General features: G+C 59.7%; 17 protein-coding genes and 1 pseudogene. 10 read left to right on the top strand and 8 right to left on the bottom strand.

Features of this window, described 5'->3' with window-relative positions:
• Positions 1–2: 2 nt before the first annotated feature.
• Together AB4Y35_RS28035 and AB4Y35_RS28030 are read right to left on the bottom strand one after the other, a co-directional pair.
• Positions 3–581 carry a cysteine dioxygenase gene (locus tag AB4Y35_RS28035; protein WP_368706921.1) on the bottom strand — a complete coding sequence of 193 codons (579 nt, stop codon included), beginning with the start codon at positions 579–581 and terminating at the stop codon, positions 3–5.
• A gap of 175 nt (positions 582–756) precedes the next feature.
• Complete coding sequence (locus AB4Y35_RS28030) at positions 757–1674, bottom strand: LysR family transcriptional regulator (protein ID WP_324161687.1); 918 nt, start codon at positions 1672–1674, stop codon at positions 757–759.
• 234 nt (positions 1675–1908) lie between these two features.
• Between AB4Y35_RS28030 and AB4Y35_RS28025 the strand changes: the two genes are divergently transcribed.
• From AB4Y35_RS28025 to AB4Y35_RS27990, 8 genes are all read left to right on the top strand, one after another.
• Positions 1909–2382, top strand: coding sequence for a PaaI family thioesterase (locus AB4Y35_RS28025; RefSeq protein WP_368706920.1), 474 nt, complete (start codon positions 1909–1911; stop codon positions 2380–2382).
• A gap of 147 nt (positions 2383–2529) precedes the next feature.
• Positions 2530–3078: a hypothetical protein gene (locus tag AB4Y35_RS28020; protein WP_368706919.1), complete on the top strand. Its 549-nt coding sequence runs from the start codon at positions 2530–2532 to the stop codon at positions 3076–3078.
• A 26-nt stretch (positions 3079–3104) separates the two neighbouring features.
• Positions 3105–3818 (top strand): hypothetical protein, encoded by a 714-nt coding sequence (locus tag AB4Y35_RS28015; RefSeq protein ID WP_368706918.1) that lies wholly within the window; start codon positions 3105–3107, stop codon positions 3816–3818.
• A 51-nt stretch (positions 3819–3869) separates the two neighbouring features.
• Positions 3870–5096, top strand: coding sequence for a MalY/PatB family protein (locus tag AB4Y35_RS28010; protein ID WP_368706917.1), 1227 nt, complete (start codon positions 3870–3872; stop codon positions 5094–5096).
• 166 nt (positions 5097–5262) lie between these two features.
• Entirely contained in the window at positions 5263–5604 is a 342-nt protein-coding gene (locus AB4Y35_RS28005; protein WP_368706916.1) for a carboxymuconolactone decarboxylase family protein, read from the top strand.
• Positions 5605–5631: 27 nt separating this feature from the next.
• Positions 5632–6852, top strand: coding sequence for a CaiB/BaiF CoA transferase family protein (locus tag AB4Y35_RS28000; protein WP_368706915.1), 1221 nt, complete (start codon positions 5632–5634; stop codon positions 6850–6852).
• Complete coding sequence (gene acdA, locus AB4Y35_RS27995; RefSeq protein ID WP_368706914.1) at positions 6840–8045, top strand: 3-sulfinopropanoyl-CoA desulfinase; 1206 nt, start codon at positions 6840–6842, stop codon at positions 8043–8045. Before AB4Y35_RS28000 ends, acdA begins: the two co-directional genes overlap by 13 nt.
• A 71-nt stretch (positions 8046–8116) precedes the next feature.
• A complete protein-coding gene (locus tag AB4Y35_RS27990; RefSeq protein ID WP_368706913.1) occupies positions 8117–9340 on the top strand; it encodes a nitrate/nitrite transporter in 1224 nt (407 codons plus the stop codon).
• A 365-nt stretch (positions 9341–9705) separates the two neighbouring features.
• Here AB4Y35_RS27990 and AB4Y35_RS27985 read toward each other — a convergent pair whose 3' ends face one another.
• The 4 genes from AB4Y35_RS27985 to AB4Y35_RS27970 all read right to left on the bottom strand — a co-directional run bounded on the left by AB4Y35_RS27985 (position 9706) and on the right by AB4Y35_RS27970 (position 14079).
• Positions 9706–10758, bottom strand: coding sequence for a hypothetical protein (locus AB4Y35_RS27985; RefSeq protein ID WP_368707224.1), 1053 nt, complete (start codon positions 10756–10758; stop codon positions 9706–9708).
• An 88-nt stretch (positions 10759–10846) separates the two neighbouring features.
• Positions 10847–11926: an LssY C-terminal domain-containing protein gene (locus tag AB4Y35_RS27980; protein ID WP_368706912.1), complete on the bottom strand. Its 1080-nt coding sequence runs from the start codon at positions 11924–11926 to the stop codon at positions 10847–10849.
• A 170-nt stretch (positions 11927–12096) separates the two neighbouring features.
• Positions 12097–13380, bottom strand: a complete 1284-nt coding sequence (locus AB4Y35_RS27975) for an LssY C-terminal domain-containing protein (protein WP_368706911.1) — start codon at positions 13378–13380, stop codon at positions 12097–12099.
• A 111-nt stretch (positions 13381–13491) separates the two neighbouring features.
• Positions 13492–14079 carry a YSC84-related protein gene (locus AB4Y35_RS27970; RefSeq protein ID WP_368706910.1) on the bottom strand — a complete coding sequence of 196 codons (588 nt, stop codon included), beginning with the start codon at positions 14077–14079 and terminating at the stop codon, positions 13492–13494.
• 596 nt (positions 14080–14675) lie between these two features.
• Here AB4Y35_RS27970 and AB4Y35_RS27965 point away from each other — a divergent pair.
• Positions 14676–14948: pseudogene (locus AB4Y35_RS27965) on the top strand (alpha/beta fold hydrolase); the annotation flags it as partial.
• Between the two features lie 609 nt (positions 14949–15557).
• On the opposite strand, the gene AB4Y35_RS27960 reads toward AB4Y35_RS27965, so the two are convergent.
• Positions 15558–16955: an FAD-binding oxidoreductase gene (locus AB4Y35_RS27960; protein ID WP_368706909.1), complete on the bottom strand. Its 1398-nt coding sequence runs from the start codon at positions 16953–16955 to the stop codon at positions 15558–15560.
• Between the two features lie 136 nt (positions 16956–17091).
• Here AB4Y35_RS27960 and AB4Y35_RS27955 point away from each other — a divergent pair, with 136 nt between their 5' ends.
• Positions 17092–18006: a LysR substrate-binding domain-containing protein gene (locus AB4Y35_RS27955; protein WP_368706908.1), complete on the top strand. Its 915-nt coding sequence runs from the start codon at positions 17092–17094 to the stop codon at positions 18004–18006.
• 60 nt (positions 18007–18066) lie between these two features.
• Here AB4Y35_RS27955 and AB4Y35_RS27950 read toward each other — a convergent pair whose 3' ends face one another.
• Positions 18067–18963, bottom strand: a complete 897-nt coding sequence (locus AB4Y35_RS27950; RefSeq protein ID WP_368706907.1) for a LysR family transcriptional regulator — start codon at positions 18961–18963, stop codon at positions 18067–18069.
• Positions 18964–18986 lie beyond the last annotated feature (23 nt).

Here is an 18986-nt window from a genome sequence, read left to right as displayed (position 1 = left end):
GATTACGCTGAAATCTCGGATTCGTTGGAATACCCGGAAATAAACGGCTTCGGTGTGCTCGTTGTCGGCTCGAAGACGTGACGCGAGATCCTTCCGATGTTGCCACCGTACACATGGATACTGATCGAGACGCGATCCTCGTACAGGTTGGAGACCCGATGAATGTCGCCAGTGTGCGGAGAAATGCTCTCGACTGTTCCTGGGCCGAGGTCTTCATCCCCAAGCGACCGCATAGGAAGGCCAGGCGAACCGACTTCGAAGGACTGCGCCCGCTCTCCACCCCTCAAGATACCGATCAGCGCCCAGACCGTATGATTATGAATCGGCGTTTTCTGGCCCGGCCCCCATACGAAACTGACAACCGAAAACCGGTCTGCTGGGTCGGCATGGAGCAGATACTGTTGATAGTACTGAGGATGTGGCTGCGCGTACCGCTCTGGAAGCCAGTCGTCCCGGCTGACCAGATCTGCGAGGAGTTTACGGCCTTGCCGCAAGATCTGGGTCTCGTCGCCCGAATAATCGTCCATGAGCTGCGTAAAGTCGCGCACGAAGCGGTCAAAGCAAGCGGGCGTCTCTTCCATGAATTGTCTCCGGTGGTTAGATCTGTCGCAACTGCCCCCGAGACCTTCTTCTGAACTTTGATAGTACTTAAGGAGGCGTCGGGGCTCTCCGGATTTTTGCTTCATCACTCTTCACGAGCAATTGAATCTGACTTCAATCAGCGGCGCCAGCCGTTGCTCGACGCATGTCCCTGCGTCACTTGCGCGGTGCGGCCTTCAGGCTGGATTGGTACCGGCGAGTTTCCTGCCAGAACGCCCGCGCCACGGGAGAAAGACGGTTTTCATTCAGGCACACCAATCCGATGCGTCGTGAAGTGCCAGGGGAGAGAGGGCGGAAGACGGTGCCGTTATACCGATCCGGCAGCGCCAGCTTCGCCAGGACCGAGATGCCCTTTCCGCTGGCAACCAACTCCAGTATGGACATCAGCTGCAGCAATTCGTAGGTCACCCGCGGGCGTAATCCGTTCCTGGAAAACAGCCTGGTGACCAGGTCCTGTGACCCTGCGCGTGTAAGGATAAAAGGGTCAACTGTCATCTCACCAAGGGGAACGGTCTCCAGTTTTGCCAGGGCGTGGCCGGACGGCAAAACCGCGACAAGCTCATCAACGGCGAGAGTTTGCGAATCGAAGTCTGATTTTGGCAGCGTGACCGCCGCGAGTTCCAGGCGGCGCTCGATCAAATCTCGTGACGTTTGTTCATCGGGCTTTTCGGTGACCACAACGTCAACGCCAGGATAGCGAGCCTTGAACCGCTCTATGAGCGGCGGAAGAACCCTTATCGTGGCGCTCGCGCCGAACGAGCCCAGGCGCAGCAACCCCGTCTTGAGCTCCGCGCCGGCTAGTGCGGTTGCCTGGACCAGCTGGAGTGACGCGAAGACATCGCGAACATGCGGGAGAACGTGTTCGCCGGTATAGGTCAGGGCGATCCCCGATGCGTTGCGGTCGACCAGTTCCGTTCCAAGTGCGGTCTCCAACGCGCGCAAGGCGTGACTGGTTGCGGAGGGCGACATTCCCAGCTTTGCGCCAGCTCCCGCGATTCCGTCAGAAGAGGTGAGGGCCAGCAGAAGCTCGAGCTGCCGGAGCGTCGGTGAAGTTGTTCCTGTTCGGCGTGCCATTGAGTCAGATCTCAAGTTTGTGGTCGATTCATGAATCTTATTTTTAGCCTTGCACCGCTGCAAGTCCGTGCGGGTGTTTCGGGCCAGTCATCTCCATAGTTGAACATGATTTCAATTGTTCATGAAGAACATGAACCGTACGATTCGATCAAGTGATGAAGCAGTGCGGACTGGGCGCCAGATGGGCAATTCCTTGCTGGCGGCAGGCATCTCATCCGACACGGAGGCAAACAGATGTCTACACGCGCAATACAAGATTCCTATCCCCCGGAGTTTGCACACTGCTATGGCTGCGGTACCGGCAATCCCCACGGCCATCACCTCAAGAGCTATCTCATCGGAGACGAAACGGTCGCCAGGTTTACACCGGACCGTCGGTACACCGGCGGTGTTCCCAACCATGTATATGGCGGAATGATCGTTTCGCTTCTCGATTGCCATGGCGCGGCATCGGCAGCCGCGTTCTGCTGTCAGAAGGACGAGCGGCATGTGGACGACTGCTCGCAGCCAATTCGTTTCGTGACGGCGTCTCTCAAGGTCGATTTCAGGCAGCCCACTCCACTCGGGATTGAACTGGTGATAAAAGGCCGCCTTCGTTCACTGGAGGGGCGAAAGGCCTGGATAGATCTGACTTTGAGCGCGGCCGAGGTGACCTGTGCTGTCGGCGAGATGCTGGCGATTCGATTGCAGGACCCTACGTGCTGTTGACCGGGATTCACTGCCCTGGTCCCATCAAAGCCAACGCGCGTCACCACAGCATTTGAGGCGCTGAGCCTCGCCATAACAAGAACGATAAAACGTACCAACGCCTCGTCGCGTTCGCGCGCCACGGTGTTCACATACAAGGAGACAGGCTTGAACACTTTGAATGAGTTGGAGATTTCCGCTGAATCTTTTGGCAGGGTACCGTTCACCCGATATGACATGGGATGGGTCATCCTGTGCATTGGCATGGCGATTGGCTCGGGTATTGTATTTCTGCCGGTGCAGGTTGGCATCACCGGTGTTTGGGTGTTTGCTGCATCAGTCATGGTCGCCTATCCCGCGATGTACATGATGCAAAAACTGTACTTGCAGACGCTATCCGAAAGTTCCGATTGTGAGAACTATGCCGGAATCATTACGCAGTATTTAGGGAAAAATTGGGGCATCTTCCTCGCCGTGGTGTATTTCTTCATGCTGGTGAAAGGAATGCTCGCCTATTCACTGGCGGTGACCTTCGACACAGCCAAGTATCTACAGACCTACGGCATAACGAAGGGATTGCTCTCCGACAGCCCGCTTTTTTCGCTGGCGCTACTTTGTGCTCTGGTGCTTATCGCCGCACAGGGGGAGAAGCTGATCATCAAGGTGTCCAGCCCGCTGGTGCTCTTCAAGCTCGGTGTCGTGGTGCTTTTGGGGTAGTGATGATCCCGCATTGGGATGTCGCCATGAATCTGCCTTCGCTGCCAACGCTCAAACGGTTCGTGATCGACACCGTTTTGACAGCCCCGTTTACCTTGTTTTCAATCATGTTTGTGCAGATCCTGAGCCCGATGAATATCGCGTTTCGCAAAGTAGAGAAGGACCCGAGGATTGCCACTTATCGTGCATTCCGTGCCAATCGCGTCGCGTATGTCATCCTCGTAGTCGCGATACTGTTCTTCGCTACTTCATTTTCCTTTGTCCTTTCGCACGACCAGGCTCTGTCGGCCAAAGCGCAGAATATCTCGGCACTGGCGCTGGCAGGCAGCGTCATCCCCGGAAATGGCGTACTGTACATGACTACTGCCCTCGATATTTTTGCGATAGTCACGGCCTTTCTCGGCATCTATCTGGGACTCGAAGAGGCGATTAAAGGGGTGGTGATGAATCTCGTCACACGCTTCATCCCGCATGAGCGTGTCAATGTTCGTCTGGTATCTGTTGGAATCTGCGCATTCATCGTGATCGGCCTATGGGCATGGGTACAGACGCGATTTTCCATCATCTTGCTGCAGCAACTCGCGGCACCGATTTACGGTATCGCGTCATTCTTCGTTCCTTGTTTGCTCGCGTATAAGGTACCTGCACTCAGGAAATACCGCTCTCCACGCGTGTGGTGTGTATTCGCATTTGGCATTATTTTGTGTTTGTCGCCAGTACTGAAAGCCATGGGCTACTGATATGACTTCGAGCACTGTTTGCGCAATGGATGACGAGAGGGGTAGAAGGCGATGACGCAAGATGCAGGTGTGATCACGATCAGTAGGTCTCGATTTGACTTCGATACCGTAGTAGACCGCAGCGCCAGCAATTCCTTGAAATGGGCAGGACCGGTGGACGACACGACCGCAGCCAATGCGCTGGCCAGGCCGTTACCCATGTGGGTGGCGGACATGGATTTTCGGTCTCCGCCCGCCGTCATCGATGCGCTGCACGATGCCGTCGCGCATGGCGTCTACGGCTATGCCGCCGGTCCAACGAAGAATTATCTGAATGCTGTGACTGGGTGGCAGCAGCGGCGTTTCGGCTGGGATGTGCCCCCAGGATGGGTGGTGCCGTTGGCCAGCGTGATTGTCGCGCTCAAGACCATTCTGCAGGCGTTTTCACAGCCAGGCGACTCGGTGCTCATCCAGCCGCCGGTTTACTCGCACTTTCACCATGACGTGATCGTCAATGGCCGCCACCCGACCACGGCGCCACTGCGGTTCGACGGTGAGCGGTACCGCTTCGACGCAGTGGTGTTCGAAGCCGCGATTCGCGACAACACGAGGATCTTCGTCCTCTCCAATCCGCACAATCCGACCGGCAACGTATGGACCGAGGAGGAGCTATGGACCATGGGCGAGATCTGCCTGAGGCACGGGGTGCTGGTGATAGCTGATGAAATTCATTGCGACTTCGTATTGGCTCAAGGGAGAAAGCACACCCCTTTTGCGTCGCTAGACCGCCGGTTCGCTCACAACAGCATCACATGTACGTCTGCGAGCAAGACGTTCAATCTCGCTGGCCTGCAGTGCGGCAACATGTTCATTGCCGATAAGGTCAAGCGCGACGAAGTCATGCGGACCATCGAGAGAAATCACAACGCCCGCATCAATCTGCTCGGCATGGTCGCTACGGAAGCCGCGTTCACGTATGGAGACGACTGGGTGGACGAACTGGTGGCTTACGTCGCCCGAAACCAGCGGCACTTTGCCGAGCGCATCAACGCGTTGGACGCGGGCCTGAAGGTGATCGACATGGATTCGCTCTATCTGGCCTGGATTGACTGCCGAGGGCTCGACATGACGCCTGAGGCACTCGACGAATTTTTGCTCGCCAACGCGTGCGTGTGGCTGGACAAGGGGCCCAAATTTGGCATTGAGGGGCACGGATTTATGCGTGCCAATCTCGGCTGCCCACGCCAGACGGTGGACCTGGCGATCGAGCGGATTTCCAGGGCGCTCGCACGGCGTTGAGGACCGTTGTCAGGCGCTTCGCAGATGTGTTTTTGCCTATGCGCTGTCCCCGGTTTCGCCGTGGATCCAGCGCGTTTGCAAAATGCTTTTTAGTCGTGTGTTTTTAGTAGTTTCAAGTGTCTTTCTTTGTAGGTTTTTCTAAACGCAGTATTTAAAGGAGTAGAAAATGATCAACGATTGGGCTGAACTTCTCTCGAACCAACGTACTGCCGGAGCAAATCTCTCCAAGGCAAACCCGCCGGTCGTCAAGGCGTTCTTTGGTTTGAACGAGTCGTTGAATGAAGGAAAGGCGCTTGATCTCAAGACTCGCGAGCTGATCGCGTTGGCTGTGGCGGTCACCACGCGATGCGAGGGGTGCCTCGCTTCCCATGCCGCGGCTGCCCAGAAAGCAGGGGCAACCAAACAGGAAGTTGCAGAGGCACTCGGAACCGCGATTGCACTCAATGCCGGGGCCGCCTTTGTCTATTCTGCACGGGCGCTGGAAGCGTTTGATCAGTTTGGCAGCTGACATGGAACGTTCTGACGGTGATATCGCATGAAATCTGAGCCGATGATGGCACTGTCCGGCATCAAGGTCCTCGATCTTTCGCGTATTCTGGCTGGGCCGAGTGCGGCCCAGTTGCTTGGCGATCTTGGCGCAGATGTCGTCAAGGTGGAAAAGCCCGAAGAAGGGGACGATACGCGCAAATGGGGGCCGCCGTATGTACGCGGGACGTCGGGCGAAGAAACGGAGGAGAGCGCCTACTACCTCTCTGCCAATCGCAACAAGCGGTCGATTGCCATCGACATCGCCTCTGACGCTGGCCGGGCGCTTGTACATCGGCTGATCGCGCATGCCGACGTTCTGGTGGAGAACTACAAGGTCGGGGGCCTTGCCAGGTACGGCCTGGCATACGAGCAGATCAAGGACCGCTATCCGCGTCTGATCTATTGCTCGGTCACAGGGTTCGGGCACACGGGTCCTTATGCCAGCCGACCCGGCTACGACTTCCTGATTCAGGGCATGGGCGGCATCATGAGCCTGACCGGAGTGCCGGAAGGTGAGCCGATGAAGGTGGGGGTGGGCATCGCTGATGTCATGACAGGCATGTATGCCGCGGTCGGAATTCTGGCGGCACTGCAGCATCGCCAGCGATCGGGAGAAGGTCAGCACATCGACATTTCCCTTCTCGACACGCAGGTATCCTGGCTCGTCAACGCCGGTACAAACTATCTGACTGACGGGAAGCTACCGACGCGGCTGGGCAACGGCCACCCGAACATCGTTCCGTATCAGGTGTTCTCCACGGCGGATGCGCCGATGATCCTTGCCGTTGGCAACGATGCCCAATTCCGCCGCTTCTGCGAGGTGGCTGGGTTGGATGAACTTGCGTCCGACGAGCGTTACGCGACCAACCCGATGCGAATCCGTCATCGAACCGCTCTTTGCGAACTCGTCGATAGCGCGCTGAAAACGCAGCCTCGCGAGCTATGGCTGCGGGAACTCGAGGCAGCCGGTGTTCCGTGCGGGCCCGTGAACAATCTGCAGGACGTGTTTTCCGATCCACATGTCAAAGCCCGTGGCGCCGAGGTGCGCATGCCGTGCGATTGGGCGGTAGACGGAGAGATTGGCCTTCTGGCGAATCCGCTGAAGATGTCCGCAACTCCACCGAGTTACAGGCGAGCGCCTCCGCGACTCAATGAGCACGCTGCCGAAGTACTGATGGATTGGCTTGGAAACACGAATGCGCTACAGGAGAAACCATGTACGACCTGACACCTGATCAACTGATTCTGCAAGCGCAAGCCCGGGAGCTCGCGCAATCTGTATTTGCTCCCACCGCTGCCGACACAGACCTCACTGAACAGTATCCCTGGAGCAACGTTGCTGCGCTGCGCGACGCTGGTTTCATGGGTATGACGCTGCCAAAGAATCTCGGCGGGCGTGGTCTTTCTTACCTCGATACCGTGATCGTCATTGAAGAGATGGCCAAGGCGTGCGCCACCATGGGGCGGATCATGGTAGAGGCCAATATGGGCGCCATTGGTGCCATTGCCAGGTACGGGACCGAGGAACAACTGAAAGTGGCGGCGGATCTCGTTCTCGCGGGAGACAAGCCGGCAATCTGCATCTCCGAGCCAAATGCGGGCAGCGCTGCGAGCGAGATGACCACGCGCGCTGACAGGAAGGGGGATTACTACATCCTCAATGGAGAAAAGTACTGGATCACCGGCGGCGGTGTTTCAAAACTGCACCTGATATTCGCCCGGGTGTTCGACGACGGTGTGGAGCAAGGCATCGGCGCATTCATCTGCGTGCGCGATGACAAGCCACCTGCGGAGCTCGTGGTGGGCCGGAGGCTGTACGCCATGGGAGTGCGCGGTATCCCCGAGACCCACCTTGAGTTCCATGACCTGAAGATTCACAAGTCGATGCTGGTGGTTCCGCCGGGAGGCCTGAGGCGAGGATTTGCATCGTTGATGACGGCCTACAACGCGCAGCGCGTCGGTGCGGGCACGGTTGCCCTGGGCATCGCGCAGGGCGCATTCGAGGAGGGCATGGCCTACCTCAAATCGCGGCATCAGTTCGGTCGTCCGATCGCCGAGTTTCAGGGGTTGCAATGGATGCTGGCCGACATGTCGACGCAACTGGAGGCTGCGCGTTTGCTCCTGCGTTCCGCTGCTGCCAGTGGTGCGGACTTTCCGGACATCGACAAGGCCGCGAGGGCGAAGATCTTTGCTGCCGAAACGGCCAACAAGGTAACCAACGACGCCCTGCAGTTCTACGGATCGTCCGGCTACGGTCGACACAATCCGATGGAGCGGCATGTCCGTGACGCCCGCATGTTCACCATCGCTGGTGGCACAGCGCAGATTCTGCGCACGCAGGTCGCTTCGAAACTGCTCGGAATGAAGCTTCCACAGACACGTGACGGCTACCTGCGAGCGGCAGAGGACAAGCCCGCCTGAGCCAGTACTGCTTTCGCGGTCGCGGCATGGTTTTTATACGTCCGGGGGCTCGCCCCCCTGGCGAGTCACAGATGAATCGTCAATTCCTTTTGTGCGTCGGTCGTGCTGGTACATGCATGGGCACGATGGCATTCGTAGGCGCATTGCCAGTACTTCGCTCCGTGTGGCACATGGATGCAACCACGGCTGGTGGCATCCAGACTGCCTTCAATCTCTCCAACGCTCTTGCGCTCCTGGTCACCTCATGGCTATCCGACAGCCTCGGGGCCAAGCGCATGTATCAGGTTTCCACATGGGCGGGTGCGTGTGCATTGGTCGTCTTCGCGATCTTTGCCAGGTCGCCGCACAGCGCGCTAATCCTGATCGTGTTTGTGGGGCTGACGCAGGGAGGTGCCTATAGCCCGGCGCTACTCCTGGCTGCAGAACTGAGTGCTCCAGCTGCACGGGGTCGTGCGATGGGACAGATTCTGGCGGCCGGCTCTTTCGGGTATCTGCTTTCCGTGTCGCTCTCCATGTGGGTCGCGAAGTCTTTCGGTCCAACGGCTGGATTTGCCGTTTGCGCGGCAGGCGCATCGGCCGGCGCGATGTTCGGCCAGCTCAGTCTTGACGGCGTCGAAAATCGACCACATGCGCGTGAAACGGCAGCGCCTGCCGAGCCGATGCAGTGGAAGAGCATTTTTGGCCCCACGTCCATATGTCTTCTTGTTGGATACGTGGCCCACTGCTGGGAGCTATTGGGCAGTTGGGCCTGGACTCCAACCCTCCTGGCGACGGTACTTCAGCCGTGCGGTTTTGGAGCAATGACCACGAGCTTGATCGTCGGCGGTACGGTGCATCTATCGGGCATGGTAGCTTCCGGACTCGTCGGTGCACTATCCGATCGGTGGGGACGTTCGCGTGTGCTCATGTGCGTTGGAGCCGCTGGAGCCATCTGTTCCATGCTTATGGGTTGGTCCTGGCATTGGGGACCCGGCTGGGTGATTGCACTGGCCGCGGTCGGTAGCTTCTTTATTCTCGCCGATTCCGGCGTTCTCTCAGCTGCGATGACCGACGAAGTGGCTCCTCGCTACCTGGGGCGTGTGATGGGAGTGCGGTCGATTCTGGGATTCGGGGCGGGGGCGCTGGCGCCAATGGCCTTCGGCGCAACGCTTGATTGGACTCATCAGTGGGGATGGGCGTATATGCCGCTTGCTGCAGGGGGATTCGTTGCGTCTATTGCGGCTCTGGGCCTTCGGACAATCGGCCGGCAGAATGCCAAAGGTTCGAATCGCTCACGATCCGTAGTTGCTCAGTAGTCGCATCCTTGCGATGGCCGCGATTGCATGCTTGTCGCCGATAGTGCAGCAGGCAGATCTAGCTTGTTATCACGATGCCCTTTGATACTCGGTGTTGTGCGGACCGCGTGCCCCGGCAAAGAAGCGCTAGCGTTCCGCCGCTATCCGGGGCACTGTATCGCACCTGCCGCCCACATAGCGGCGCGTATTGACGTGGCGGTCCGCTGTGCGAGTAAGAACGGGCGTTCAAACTCAAGCGACGATGGTCCGCAAGTGGCCGACTGCTGCCCGAGGCAGTCGGCAATAGTCGACCCATTCCCGCCGCTCGACTTGTACGGTTTCGACGGCCGCCTACGAGTGCATATCGGTCGTTCACCCGGGTGGCATCAATTCGATGCTCCCGAAAGGTCCTCCTCCACGTACCGCAAGATAGCCTCAAGCAGGGCCTCACGCGGATATGCGTTTTCGGTCACAAAGAGCGCCCCGATTGTTGGATGCGTCCTGGCAAGCGGAACCGCCAACGCCCAGTGATCCGCATTGACGTAAGCGAGAAGCGAGCTTCCCGGCACGATCTCGTCGTAGAAGATGACCTGACTGTCGTTTCGTGCATCGACACGCGAGAGCTTCTTATAGCTAGATTCAAGAATCGACGAGATGTGATCGGGATGCGGGAACGTGACGACCGAGTAGTAACGCAAGTCGCCCGGAAGGGGGTGCTGTGCAAGCCACGCCTTGCGGGTCGCCGGTCGCAGGCTCTGCACCCCGCCGCCATCACCCGGCGTGCAGGCTGAGCCCGGGACGTATTGCAGCAGGTTGGCCTGGTACTGCTCAGCGTCATTTGCGAGCGGCGATCCTCCGATCGCCCCAGCAGCACTCACCACCGCCGCCACGCGGCTGCGGATTTCCGGGTAGGCGACGAGCGCTTCGAGAATGTCGGGAGCACCCTTCGAATAGCCGACCAGCACAATGCGCGGCGGGCCCTCAGGCGCCGGCATGGCCATGAGCGCGTCGCGAATCTGGCGGGCGTTGTGGGTCGAACTCGACAGCGCATCGACGTCGAGCAACGTCGCGTCAAAGCCAAACTGGCGAAGATGCATTACCACGGTGTCCGGCGGATTGAGCCATGGCTTGAAACAGTCATAGCCGATCCCCGGCACGACCGCGGCGATGAGGTGTCGCCGGGAGGGCCCCAGATCGACGGGCCTGCCAGTGCCGGGGGGCTCGGTGCCCACGCGGGTCAGCGCGTCCTCACAAGGGCGATAGTCAGGCAGTCCGGGGCCGCGCGCTTTCAGGACCGCGCAATAGATCTCGCGGAAACGCCCTCGTTGATCCTGCACTCCCGCCTGCGATGCGGGTACGAGCACCAGCGGTGGCGTATCGGTCGAATACGGGACGAGCGGCTTCGTCGCGCACGCTCCCAGCAAGGCACAGGTTGCCATCGTCGCGATCACGACGCGGTTCTTGCGCCACACACGGGTGGAGACAGCGAGAAGCGTCGGTAGCGCAACCGACCATGCCGGATTCGAGTCACTGGCGTGCATCGGCGGGTTCTCCGGGTTGGGGGATTTCGTGCTCGCTCAGGTAAGGCACCCAGTCGAGAAACTCCACATCAGACATGCTGCGTGGCCGCGTCGCGAAAAACACCACGGCGCGCAGACCGTCCGTATGGTAGGTCGCGCCATCGAGTGTCGTGCGGGGCTGCGAGTACGGTGCCGCGCCGACGCCGTTCACAAATCCGAGCTTGTCGAGACCACCTGAGTACATCAGATCCTGGATCAGATAATTGCGCGCCTCATCGACGTCTCCTTGCAGCGTGATGTGTGAATCATTGCGGGGTACAAAGCGCCCGCCGATGGGGCGACCGATCTGCGCGATGAAGACCAGTTGCCCCTGGTAACGAAGCGGCGCGAGCCATCCCCGTATCCAGGTGGCCGGCGAACCTGCCTGCGCCTGCTTGCGCATCACGAAGTCCGGTGGCCGCCCGAAGACCCGCTGCGCAAGATCCGACTCGCGCGCATCGCGCCGATAGTTGCGTCGCACCAGCGCAGCGCCGATGTCGGTGAACTGGCCAATCCCAACGGCATTTAGCGGGTCGGCCTGCGCAGTCCCAGCCGCATCGGTAGCGCAGCACGGCAGCCGTTCAAGTGCGGCGCGCAGCGAGGTGAGATCCTTATAGTCCGTGACCGCCGCGCCGGCAGACGAGGAAGCGAGCTGCGCGAGGCGCGGATCGTCCGTGCTGCCTGGGACGCGCAGAAAGAGCGAGAACGGGATCAGCGTCTTGTTTCCGAACAGGTCGATATTGACGAGCTTGATACCGTGATCCGGGTTCGTGAACAGGATGCCCGAGCGCGTCATTCCCGGCGGGATCGGATTTTTGAATCCAAGCTCGTTGAGATAGTCGTCAATGCGTGTATTCGTTGCGCCGCCGAGTAGTGTGTGCATGGACCACGCGACCTCATGCGGTGAAAAGTAGTCCGGGTCTGTTCCCGAGCGCAACAGCCACAGCGCCTGGGGTGTCCCGTTTTGCACTTCGACCCAAAGCGGCTGCACACCGGTTCGGGTGACGTCGGCGCCGAACATTCGCGTGCTGTCTTCGCTGCCGAGCACGGTTGCACTCACGCGCACGCCGTGACTGGTGGCGCTCACCGCGCGCTCACGCAGCGGCGCATCGTCAACCTGGGACGGAGTCTGCCAGGTCGAACAGCCAGCGAGCACAAGCGCAAGGCATAGCTCGCATCCCGCACGGATCAGCGCATGACGCGATGTCCGCGAAATGCTCATGGCTTCGCTCCGGGGGCAACGTTGATAACGCGGTACGGGGTCACCCAGGGTAAGACTTCGATATCCGCAAGCGATGTCGGCTTGCGGTCGAATACGAGCACGACACGATAGCCATCGGTGTAGTACGGATCGGTCGTCAGATTTTCGCGCGGTGCGTTTTCCTGCGCGGCACCGACGCCTGTCACAAGACCGATCTTCGCGAGATTCTGCGAATACGTCATGTCTTCGGTCAGTGCGGTGCGCGCTTCGTCCACGTCCGGGTCGATCTTGTGCGTCGTGAGCGTTGAGGAGTGCAAGGTCAGACGGATACCGATATCTCGACTGATCTGGCCTACCCAGACGGGTTTGTCGTGGTAGCGCATGTTGCTGAGCCAAAGCCGCATATGGTTGCGCTGGTGGATGGTGTCGCGTGCTTTTTGCAGCGCAAGATCCTGCGGCCGTCCAAAAAGATAAAGGTCGCTCACCGGTGCGTTGACATACGGATCTCCCGACAAGGCAGCGCTGATCATCTGCTCGATTGCGCCCGACCACTTCTGCTCCGTGGGACTCCAGCCCCGGCGCACTAGCGCGGGAAAAGCATCGTCGAGGCCTCCCACGATCACCAGATTCAGCGGATCGCCTTTCTTCGAGCCATCCTCATTGGTCGCGCAGCACGGCAGGGCTTCGAGTGCTGTGCGAAAACTCGCATCGTCCGTGTAGTTCACGATCGGTTCATGCGGGTCCGCCATGCGCTTGAATACCTCGCTTCGCTTGTAGTCGGCCTCGAACCCCGGGACGGCCATGAAAACGGAAAACGTTCTGGTGCGTCCCGCAGCAACAAGATCCACCTGCACGAACTTCACGCCTCTGCTGCGATGGGTCAGCACGAACCCGGATACCGTTGTCCCCGGTGGAACGGGGTTGTGGAAGGCCAGAGCGCGAAAGCGCCGGTCGAGTTCGGTTTGCTGACCCGGCGAGGCATTGCCGGCAAACGCTTCGGCTGCCTCGGATGCAGGAAAGAAGTTCGGATCGAGGCCTGGGGAAAGGAGAAAGTAATTGCGGTCCTCGTGATTTTCGACCTCGATCCAGACCGGCTGGATTCGCCTGTCGGCGAGCGGGACGCCGTAAACAGCTTCAATATCCTTTAGCGACAGAACGGCTGTCGAAACCCGCACGCCGCCTTCGGTGCGTGTCACGGCGCGGCTCTGATATCCGGGCACGTCGACGGGTGGTGGCGCTCCCGCACATCCCAAAACAAAGGCGGAGATGACGGCCAGCACCGGCATCAGGATGCGGTTCATCGAGGCCCCCGCGGAGAAACGTGTTCGTGCTTCTGGTCCTCTTGCCCGGGGCAGCGCTCTCTCGCAGATGCGACGGCAGGGGACGTGCCAATTACGCCAACGCGAACGACTTCAAATCTTCAGTCGAGAAATCTTGGTGCCAGCCAGCGACACGTCTCCCATCAGACCTGCATTTGTGAGCACGATGGCTTCGACGGGTGCGGTGGCCGTTGTCGTATCGATCTCGCCATTCGCGCCGACTTTCAGCAGTGCAACCGAGCCTTCGCCGCCGACTGACCAGCCTTTCGAGTTGCGGAAGCTGTTCAGCGCATCATGGGTCATGAAGAGGAAAATGACGGCCTTCGACTGGGCACCGGCCTGCAGGCCGAATGAACCCGCCGCCGTGCTGTAGTAGCCGACCGTTTTTCCGCCTACACGCAAAGCACCCTTACCGTATTCGCCACCGGCGATGAACCCGGCCTTGATCACCGACGGAAATACCAGTACGCCATTCGCCTTGCTGACAAGCTCTTTTGAGCCTTTGACGGTCTCGAACAACCGCGACAGTGTCTCGTTGACCTCGGCATCGATTTCGTGGCGTTTCGCCGCATTGGACTCTGCGGCAACGGCTTCGGTCATTAACGACGGGACTCTGGCCAGTGCCAGTCCAACGATCACGAACGTTGCGGCACCTGTACTCAGAAAAGATCTTCTGCGCATATTCGCCTCCATCAAGGGTTACGTTTGGATTCACTACCTCTGGTAACTAGCCGGCGTGGTGCGTGCAATCGAAGCGTTGGGTATGTTGCGGACACGGCATGGTGGATTCTGTTCGTTAATTTCGTCGGAAAACCCACACAACGCGAAACAGGCGGATGGAGCCGGTCGCGTGAACCGGACATTGCGGGCGGTTCAATCGCCTCGGCGCAAGCAATTGGACAGTAAAGCGAGGATTGCGGCGCTGGTCCCGGTGGAGAAATTTGAACCGGCGGCGGACGGGACCTCTTCGTCTGTTGGCGCAGGAATTTCAATTGGTCTGATCCAACCGGGCTCGTAGTACCTCGTCATGCCAACAATATTTGGCAGACTCAGGCGTAGCGCAATAGGACTTAGGTCCAACATGAAGATGGCGGTGTCTCGCGGAGATGCAGCAGATCAACGCTCCGAGGCTCGTGACTCGCAAACGGCGCATGGCTCGTAATTGGTGTCACGTCTGCTGTGCACGTCGTAGCATGGTTTGTCGGCAGGCCGGGATTGTGCCTGTTGTTTCAGATCGCAAGCCTGGCGGCGCTGCTGGCTGGGATCCTGACAGTGCTGGTGCGATTGGTTGGGCAAAGGGCTTCGCGGTCGGGGCACATCGTTTCGAAGTGCCAGACGCGACGGCACTCGACACGATCCGTTCAAAGCCAGCGCTCGCCATTTGGGGCGAGGCCGATCGCACGCTGGCAGCTGAACATTTTCTGCCGCTGTTCAGCGAAACCTTTCCCATGGCACCGATTCACCGGCTCGCGGGAGTTGGCCACTACAGCTTCGAGGATGCGCCGCAAGAGATCGCCGAACTGATCGCCGCATTCTTGAAGGCCCACTAACTCGTGCTCAGCCGGTTCTCAAAACCGGCTTGCCGCATCCGGGATCGAGCGTTTCTGCCTTCTCGGCAATTTGGCGCCGGTTCGAGTGTCGTAAGGTCCGAGGAGAACGGCCAGTCGCTCGTGCTCTGTCGAAGTCTGATAGTGGCCGACTACGGTCCGACGTGGGGGGCAGTAGGGGACCCTGAACAGCCACCACTCGTCGGCCATCCCGGCGCAAGCGTCCAGGTCCACGGCATCAGCGTTGGCTCGGACGTTGTCAACGTTGAACTTGCATGCCGACGGCTGGGACCGAAGAAAAAGACAGGAATCGGCTAAACGGTGCGGGACGCTTATTTTTTAAGCATCCGCGTGTCAAGGCGACAGGGATTGCTTGTATTGGGCGGTCTCGACTCCCCCAATTTCATGACTATCTTTTCAAATCCGCTCGTAGTGCCTCATGTTGACGACCGGTCGTTCGCGGTTGACGTTCATCGCGTCATGAACTGGCATCGTCGTTTTCTCAAGCAAACGGCATAGGGCATGGATCGTCGAGAAATGCACCTCTCGGTTTCGAGCGAACGGCTGCACGATGTTTCCGTGTGCCGGGTATTGCACGCCCGGTGAAGAGACTCAGGCGGGAGCAACGTTCTGATTCAGGCGGAAGACGTTGTCTGGATCGTACTGGCGTTTGATGGAAGCCAGCCGCGCATAATTGTTGCCATAGGCTTCCTTCACGCGTTCGTTGCCTTCATCACCGAGGTTGTTTGCATAGACGCCTCCGGATGAATACGGCCTTAGCGCGTCCCATATGCTGCGCGCCCATTGGACGTTCGCCGCATCTTCGGCTGCATCGTCCCAGATCGCAACGGGAAAGCAGTCAAAGCTGGCGTCGCGATGCGGGTAGGCGGTCGCGGACCCGGCGACGCGGGCAATGGCTCCCCCAACATGCTGAAACACCAGCAACGATGACAACGAAGGCGAACGTTCATAGGCGCCCAATACCGCGTCGATCGCGCCATCGTCGATCTCTCTCAGGAACTGCGCCTTCCAGTAGTACCTCCGGCCCCGCGGAAACACACTGTCGCCGTTCGATTGAATCTGGAGGTAGGGCAGACGCTCGAGGCGGCAGTCGACGGGTGAGCCGGACTCCATCAGTGCCTCGAGAACCTGTCGACCGGACTCGGGCGCGCCGACATAGCAAGCCGATATGCTGAGGAATCGCTCGCCGGAAGGATTGGTAACGAGTGCAGCATCTGCGCTCACCTCATCCGGCGCATTGCGCGCAAACCGGTCGTAAGCGCGCAATGCGGCGCGTGCCTGCTCGAACGGGTATAGCAAAGAGCAGACGAGCAACTCGGGATCCAGCGGGTGCAGCCGCAAGTGAAAAGCAGTCGCTATGCCGAAGTTGCCTCCGCCGCCCCGGACGGCCCAGAACAGGTCGGAATGTGCACGCTCGCTGGCCACCCGTTTTTGCCCGTCCGCAGTGACCATTTCGACGGCGACGAGGTTGTCGCAAGTGAGTCCGTATTTGCGGCCGAGCTTGCCGAACCCGCCGCCCAACGTCAGGCCGGCAAGGCCCGTGTCGCTGATGACACCCGTTGTCGTCGCGAGGCCGTGGGCCATCGTGGCCCGATCGAACTCACCGAGGTTGAGGCCGGCCTCCGCGCGCACCACCCGCCGTTCGGCGTCGACGTCGATCTGCTTCATCCGGGAGAGGTCGACAACAATACCGGCATCGCAGACCGAAAGGCCCGCCACGTTGTGACCGCCGCTGCGCACCGCAACCCGCGCATCGATCGACCTGGCAAAGCGCACGGCCGCGACCACGTCGTCGGCGTCAGCACAATAGATGATCATCGCCGGCCGCTTGTCGACTGTCCCGTTCCACACCCGGCGCGCCTCGTCGTAGTCCGGGTCGCGAGGCATGACCAGCGTGCCGTGGAGCGTGCCACGCAATTGCTCGAGCTCACGCGAGGCAGCGTGGCGTTCGCCCCTGAAGATATCTGACGACGCTGTTTCGGTGCTCATCTTGTCTCCTTCGTGCTCCCGTGCGCTGAAGCCGGAATTTCAAGGTTCGGTTGCTCGATGGTTGCATTTCCCACGCGTCGAAGCAAAATGAAAGAATTCAGCTTTCAGATGAGAAAACTTCATCTAGACTGAACAGATGCGAAAGTTGCCTCCTCTGCGTTCGCTGCAGGCGTTCGAGGCGGTTGCGCGGCATCGCAGTTTCAAGGATGCCGCGGAAGAGCTGAACGTGACGCCGACGGCCCTGAGTCACCAGATCCGCACGCTGGAGGAAGCGTGTGGCCGGCAACTCTTTGCGCGTCGGCCGCGACCCATTCGACTCACCGCTGCCGGGCAACTTTTGTATCCGCCGCTGCGCAGGGGATTCGATTCATTCGCGGATGCACTCTCCACGGTCGCGGAAATGGGTGGCACGACCGCGCTACGGATCACCAGTCCGAACGCCTTCGCGAGTCGCTGGCTGGTTCCGCGGCTGTCGCAATGGCACGAATCTCACTCCGATATTCCGCTGCAGATTATCGGAACCGATGCGGTCCTCGACCTGGACGCGGGCGCAGCAGACGTCGCGATACGCTACGCACGCGCGGCGCCAATAGGTCTGATATGTAAGGAGATCGCGCGAGATGCGTTCTACCCTGTCGCTAGCCCGGGCCTCCTTGGGGCAGAAAATACTCGCCCAATTGCGGCGATGGACCTGCTTCGATTTCCTCTGATCCATTACGAGTGGACGAACGGAGATCCCGAGGCACCTTGCTGGCCGCGCTGGTTTTCGGCTTACGGTGTTCCGGTATCCGCATTCACGCCTCTTCGCAGCAAGCGTGATTTGAGCTTTCGGGAAGAGCTCCATGCGATTGACGCTGTGCTTGCCGGCCAGGGAATCGCTCTGTGCAGCGACATCGTACTGGAGCAGGCATTGCTGAGCGGCGCGCTCGTGAAAGTGCTGCCCTTTGCGTTACCTGGCTACGGCTTCTATGTCGCCCATCTCGCGGAGCATGCGACGTCCAGTGCAGTCCGCACCTTTGTACAGTGGGTCGCCTCCGCGCGTCGCGCTTAGGAGCGGCGAGTTTCCTGCGCGAGTCGCAGATTGCAGCACGATTTGAGGAGCCGGCCCATGTCAAGGGCGACGAGGCATGGAGGCAGATTCATTGTGGGCATACTGCAGAAATGCACTCACCACACGCGAGCGCTCGTGCCGGCGGTAAAGCAGGGCGATTTCCGAAAGAATGGGCTTGCCGGTCAGTGGCCGGTAGACCACGCCGGGCAGCGTGACGCATGCACACAGTGAGCCGGGAACAATGGCCACCGTATTACCGAGCGACACGCTCGCGACTACCGCGACCAGTGGGCCCGGCCGCAATTCGATCTGAGGCGAAAAGCGTCCGCGCCGAGCCACTTCGAGCGTGCCGAATTCCTGCTCGGGCACCGCGAACCGTGCGTTACGCAACTGCTGCGGCGCAATACCTTTCTGTGCAGCCAGCGGGGAGTCTTCCGGTAGTGCGACGACGAATTCGTCCTGATACACGCGGCTGGCTTGCAGTTCTTCGGACCATGACATCGGAGGCCTGACGTAGGCAACGTCGAGTTGCCGGCCGACGAGGCGCGCGGGAATATCGTCCATCGGGATTTCCGCAAGCTGCACATCAATGCGGGGATGCAGGTCGCGAAATTGCGTCAGGGTCCTGCGCATGATGCCAGCAAATACCGCTGAGGCGACGTAGCCGATCTGGATGCGCCCCAGCTGTCCGCGTTCGGCAAGCATCCCGTGGTCTTGCGCTTCATCGAGCTGCGCAAGCGCGGCCGTGGCGCGCGGAATATACGCCGCACCCGCCGGGGTCAGTGACACGGAGCGGCGGGTACGCTGGAACAGCCGGAACTGGAGCAGGCGTTCTGCATCCTGTATCTGCTTGGTGAGCGAAGGCGGCGCGATTCCCAACGCTTCGGCTGCGCGTGCGAAATGCAGGTGCCGGGCAACTGCGAGAATGCAGTGCAGGTGACGGAGTTCCAGCGTCATATTATTCATCCAGGAATGAATAC

The sequence above is a fragment of the Paraburkholderia sp. EG286A genome, assembly GCF_040965375.1.
Lineage (GTDB): Bacteria > Pseudomonadota > Gammaproteobacteria > Burkholderiales > Burkholderiaceae > Paraburkholderia.
The sequence above is the reverse complement of the archived record's forward strand: the minus strand, read 5'-3'. Positions and strand labels throughout refer to the sequence as shown.

Excerpts from the sequence above, each read along its gene's own strand:
- AB4Y35_RS28010 (WP_368706917.1), top strand. The coding sequence starts at position 3,870 with ATGACGCAAGATGCAGGTGTGATCACGATCAGTAGGTCTCGATTTGAC.
- AB4Y35_RS27990 (WP_368706913.1), top strand. The coding sequence starts at position 8,117 with ATGAATCGTCAATTCCTTTTGTGCGTCGGTCGTGCTGGTACATGCATG.
- AB4Y35_RS27985 (WP_368707224.1), bottom strand. The coding sequence starts at position 10,758 with ATGGCAACCTGTGCCTTGCTGGGAGCGTGCGCGACGAAGCCGCTCGTC.
- AB4Y35_RS27955 (WP_368706908.1), top strand. The coding sequence starts at position 17,092 with ATGCGAAAGTTGCCTCCTCTGCGTTCGCTGCAGGCGTTCGAGGCGGTT.
- AB4Y35_RS28000 (WP_368706915.1), top strand. The coding sequence starts at position 5,632 with ATGAAATCTGAGCCGATGATGGCACTGTCCGGCATCAAGGTCCTCGAT.
- AB4Y35_RS28030 (WP_324161687.1), bottom strand. The coding sequence starts at position 1,674 with ATGGCACGCCGAACAGGAACAACTTCACCGACGCTCCGGCAGCTCGAG.
- acdA (WP_368706914.1), top strand. The coding sequence starts at position 6,840 with ATGTACGACCTGACACCTGATCAACTGATTCTGCAAGCGCAAGCCCGG.
- AB4Y35_RS28015 (WP_368706918.1), top strand. The coding sequence starts at position 3,105 with ATGAATCTGCCTTCGCTGCCAACGCTCAAACGGTTCGTGATCGACACC.
- AB4Y35_RS27950 (WP_368706907.1), bottom strand. The coding sequence starts at position 18,963 with ATGACGCTGGAACTCCGTCACCTGCACTGCATTCTCGCAGTTGCCCGG.
- AB4Y35_RS28005 (WP_368706916.1), top strand. The coding sequence starts at position 5,263 with ATGATCAACGATTGGGCTGAACTTCTCTCGAACCAACGTACTGCCGGA.
- AB4Y35_RS28035 (WP_368706921.1), bottom strand. The coding sequence starts at position 581 with ATGGAAGAGACGCCCGCTTGCTTTGACCGCTTCGTGCGCGACTTTACG.
- AB4Y35_RS27960 (WP_368706909.1), bottom strand. The coding sequence starts at position 16,955 with ATGAGCACCGAAACAGCGTCGTCAGATATCTTCAGGGGCGAACGCCAC.
- AB4Y35_RS27970 (WP_368706910.1), bottom strand. The coding sequence starts at position 14,079 with ATGCGCAGAAGATCTTTTCTGAGTACAGGTGCCGCAACGTTCGTGATC.
- AB4Y35_RS28025 (WP_368706920.1), top strand. The coding sequence starts at position 1,909 with ATGTCTACACGCGCAATACAAGATTCCTATCCCCCGGAGTTTGCACAC.
- AB4Y35_RS27975 (WP_368706911.1), bottom strand. The coding sequence starts at position 13,380 with ATGAACCGCATCCTGATGCCGGTGCTGGCCGTCATCTCCGCCTTTGTT.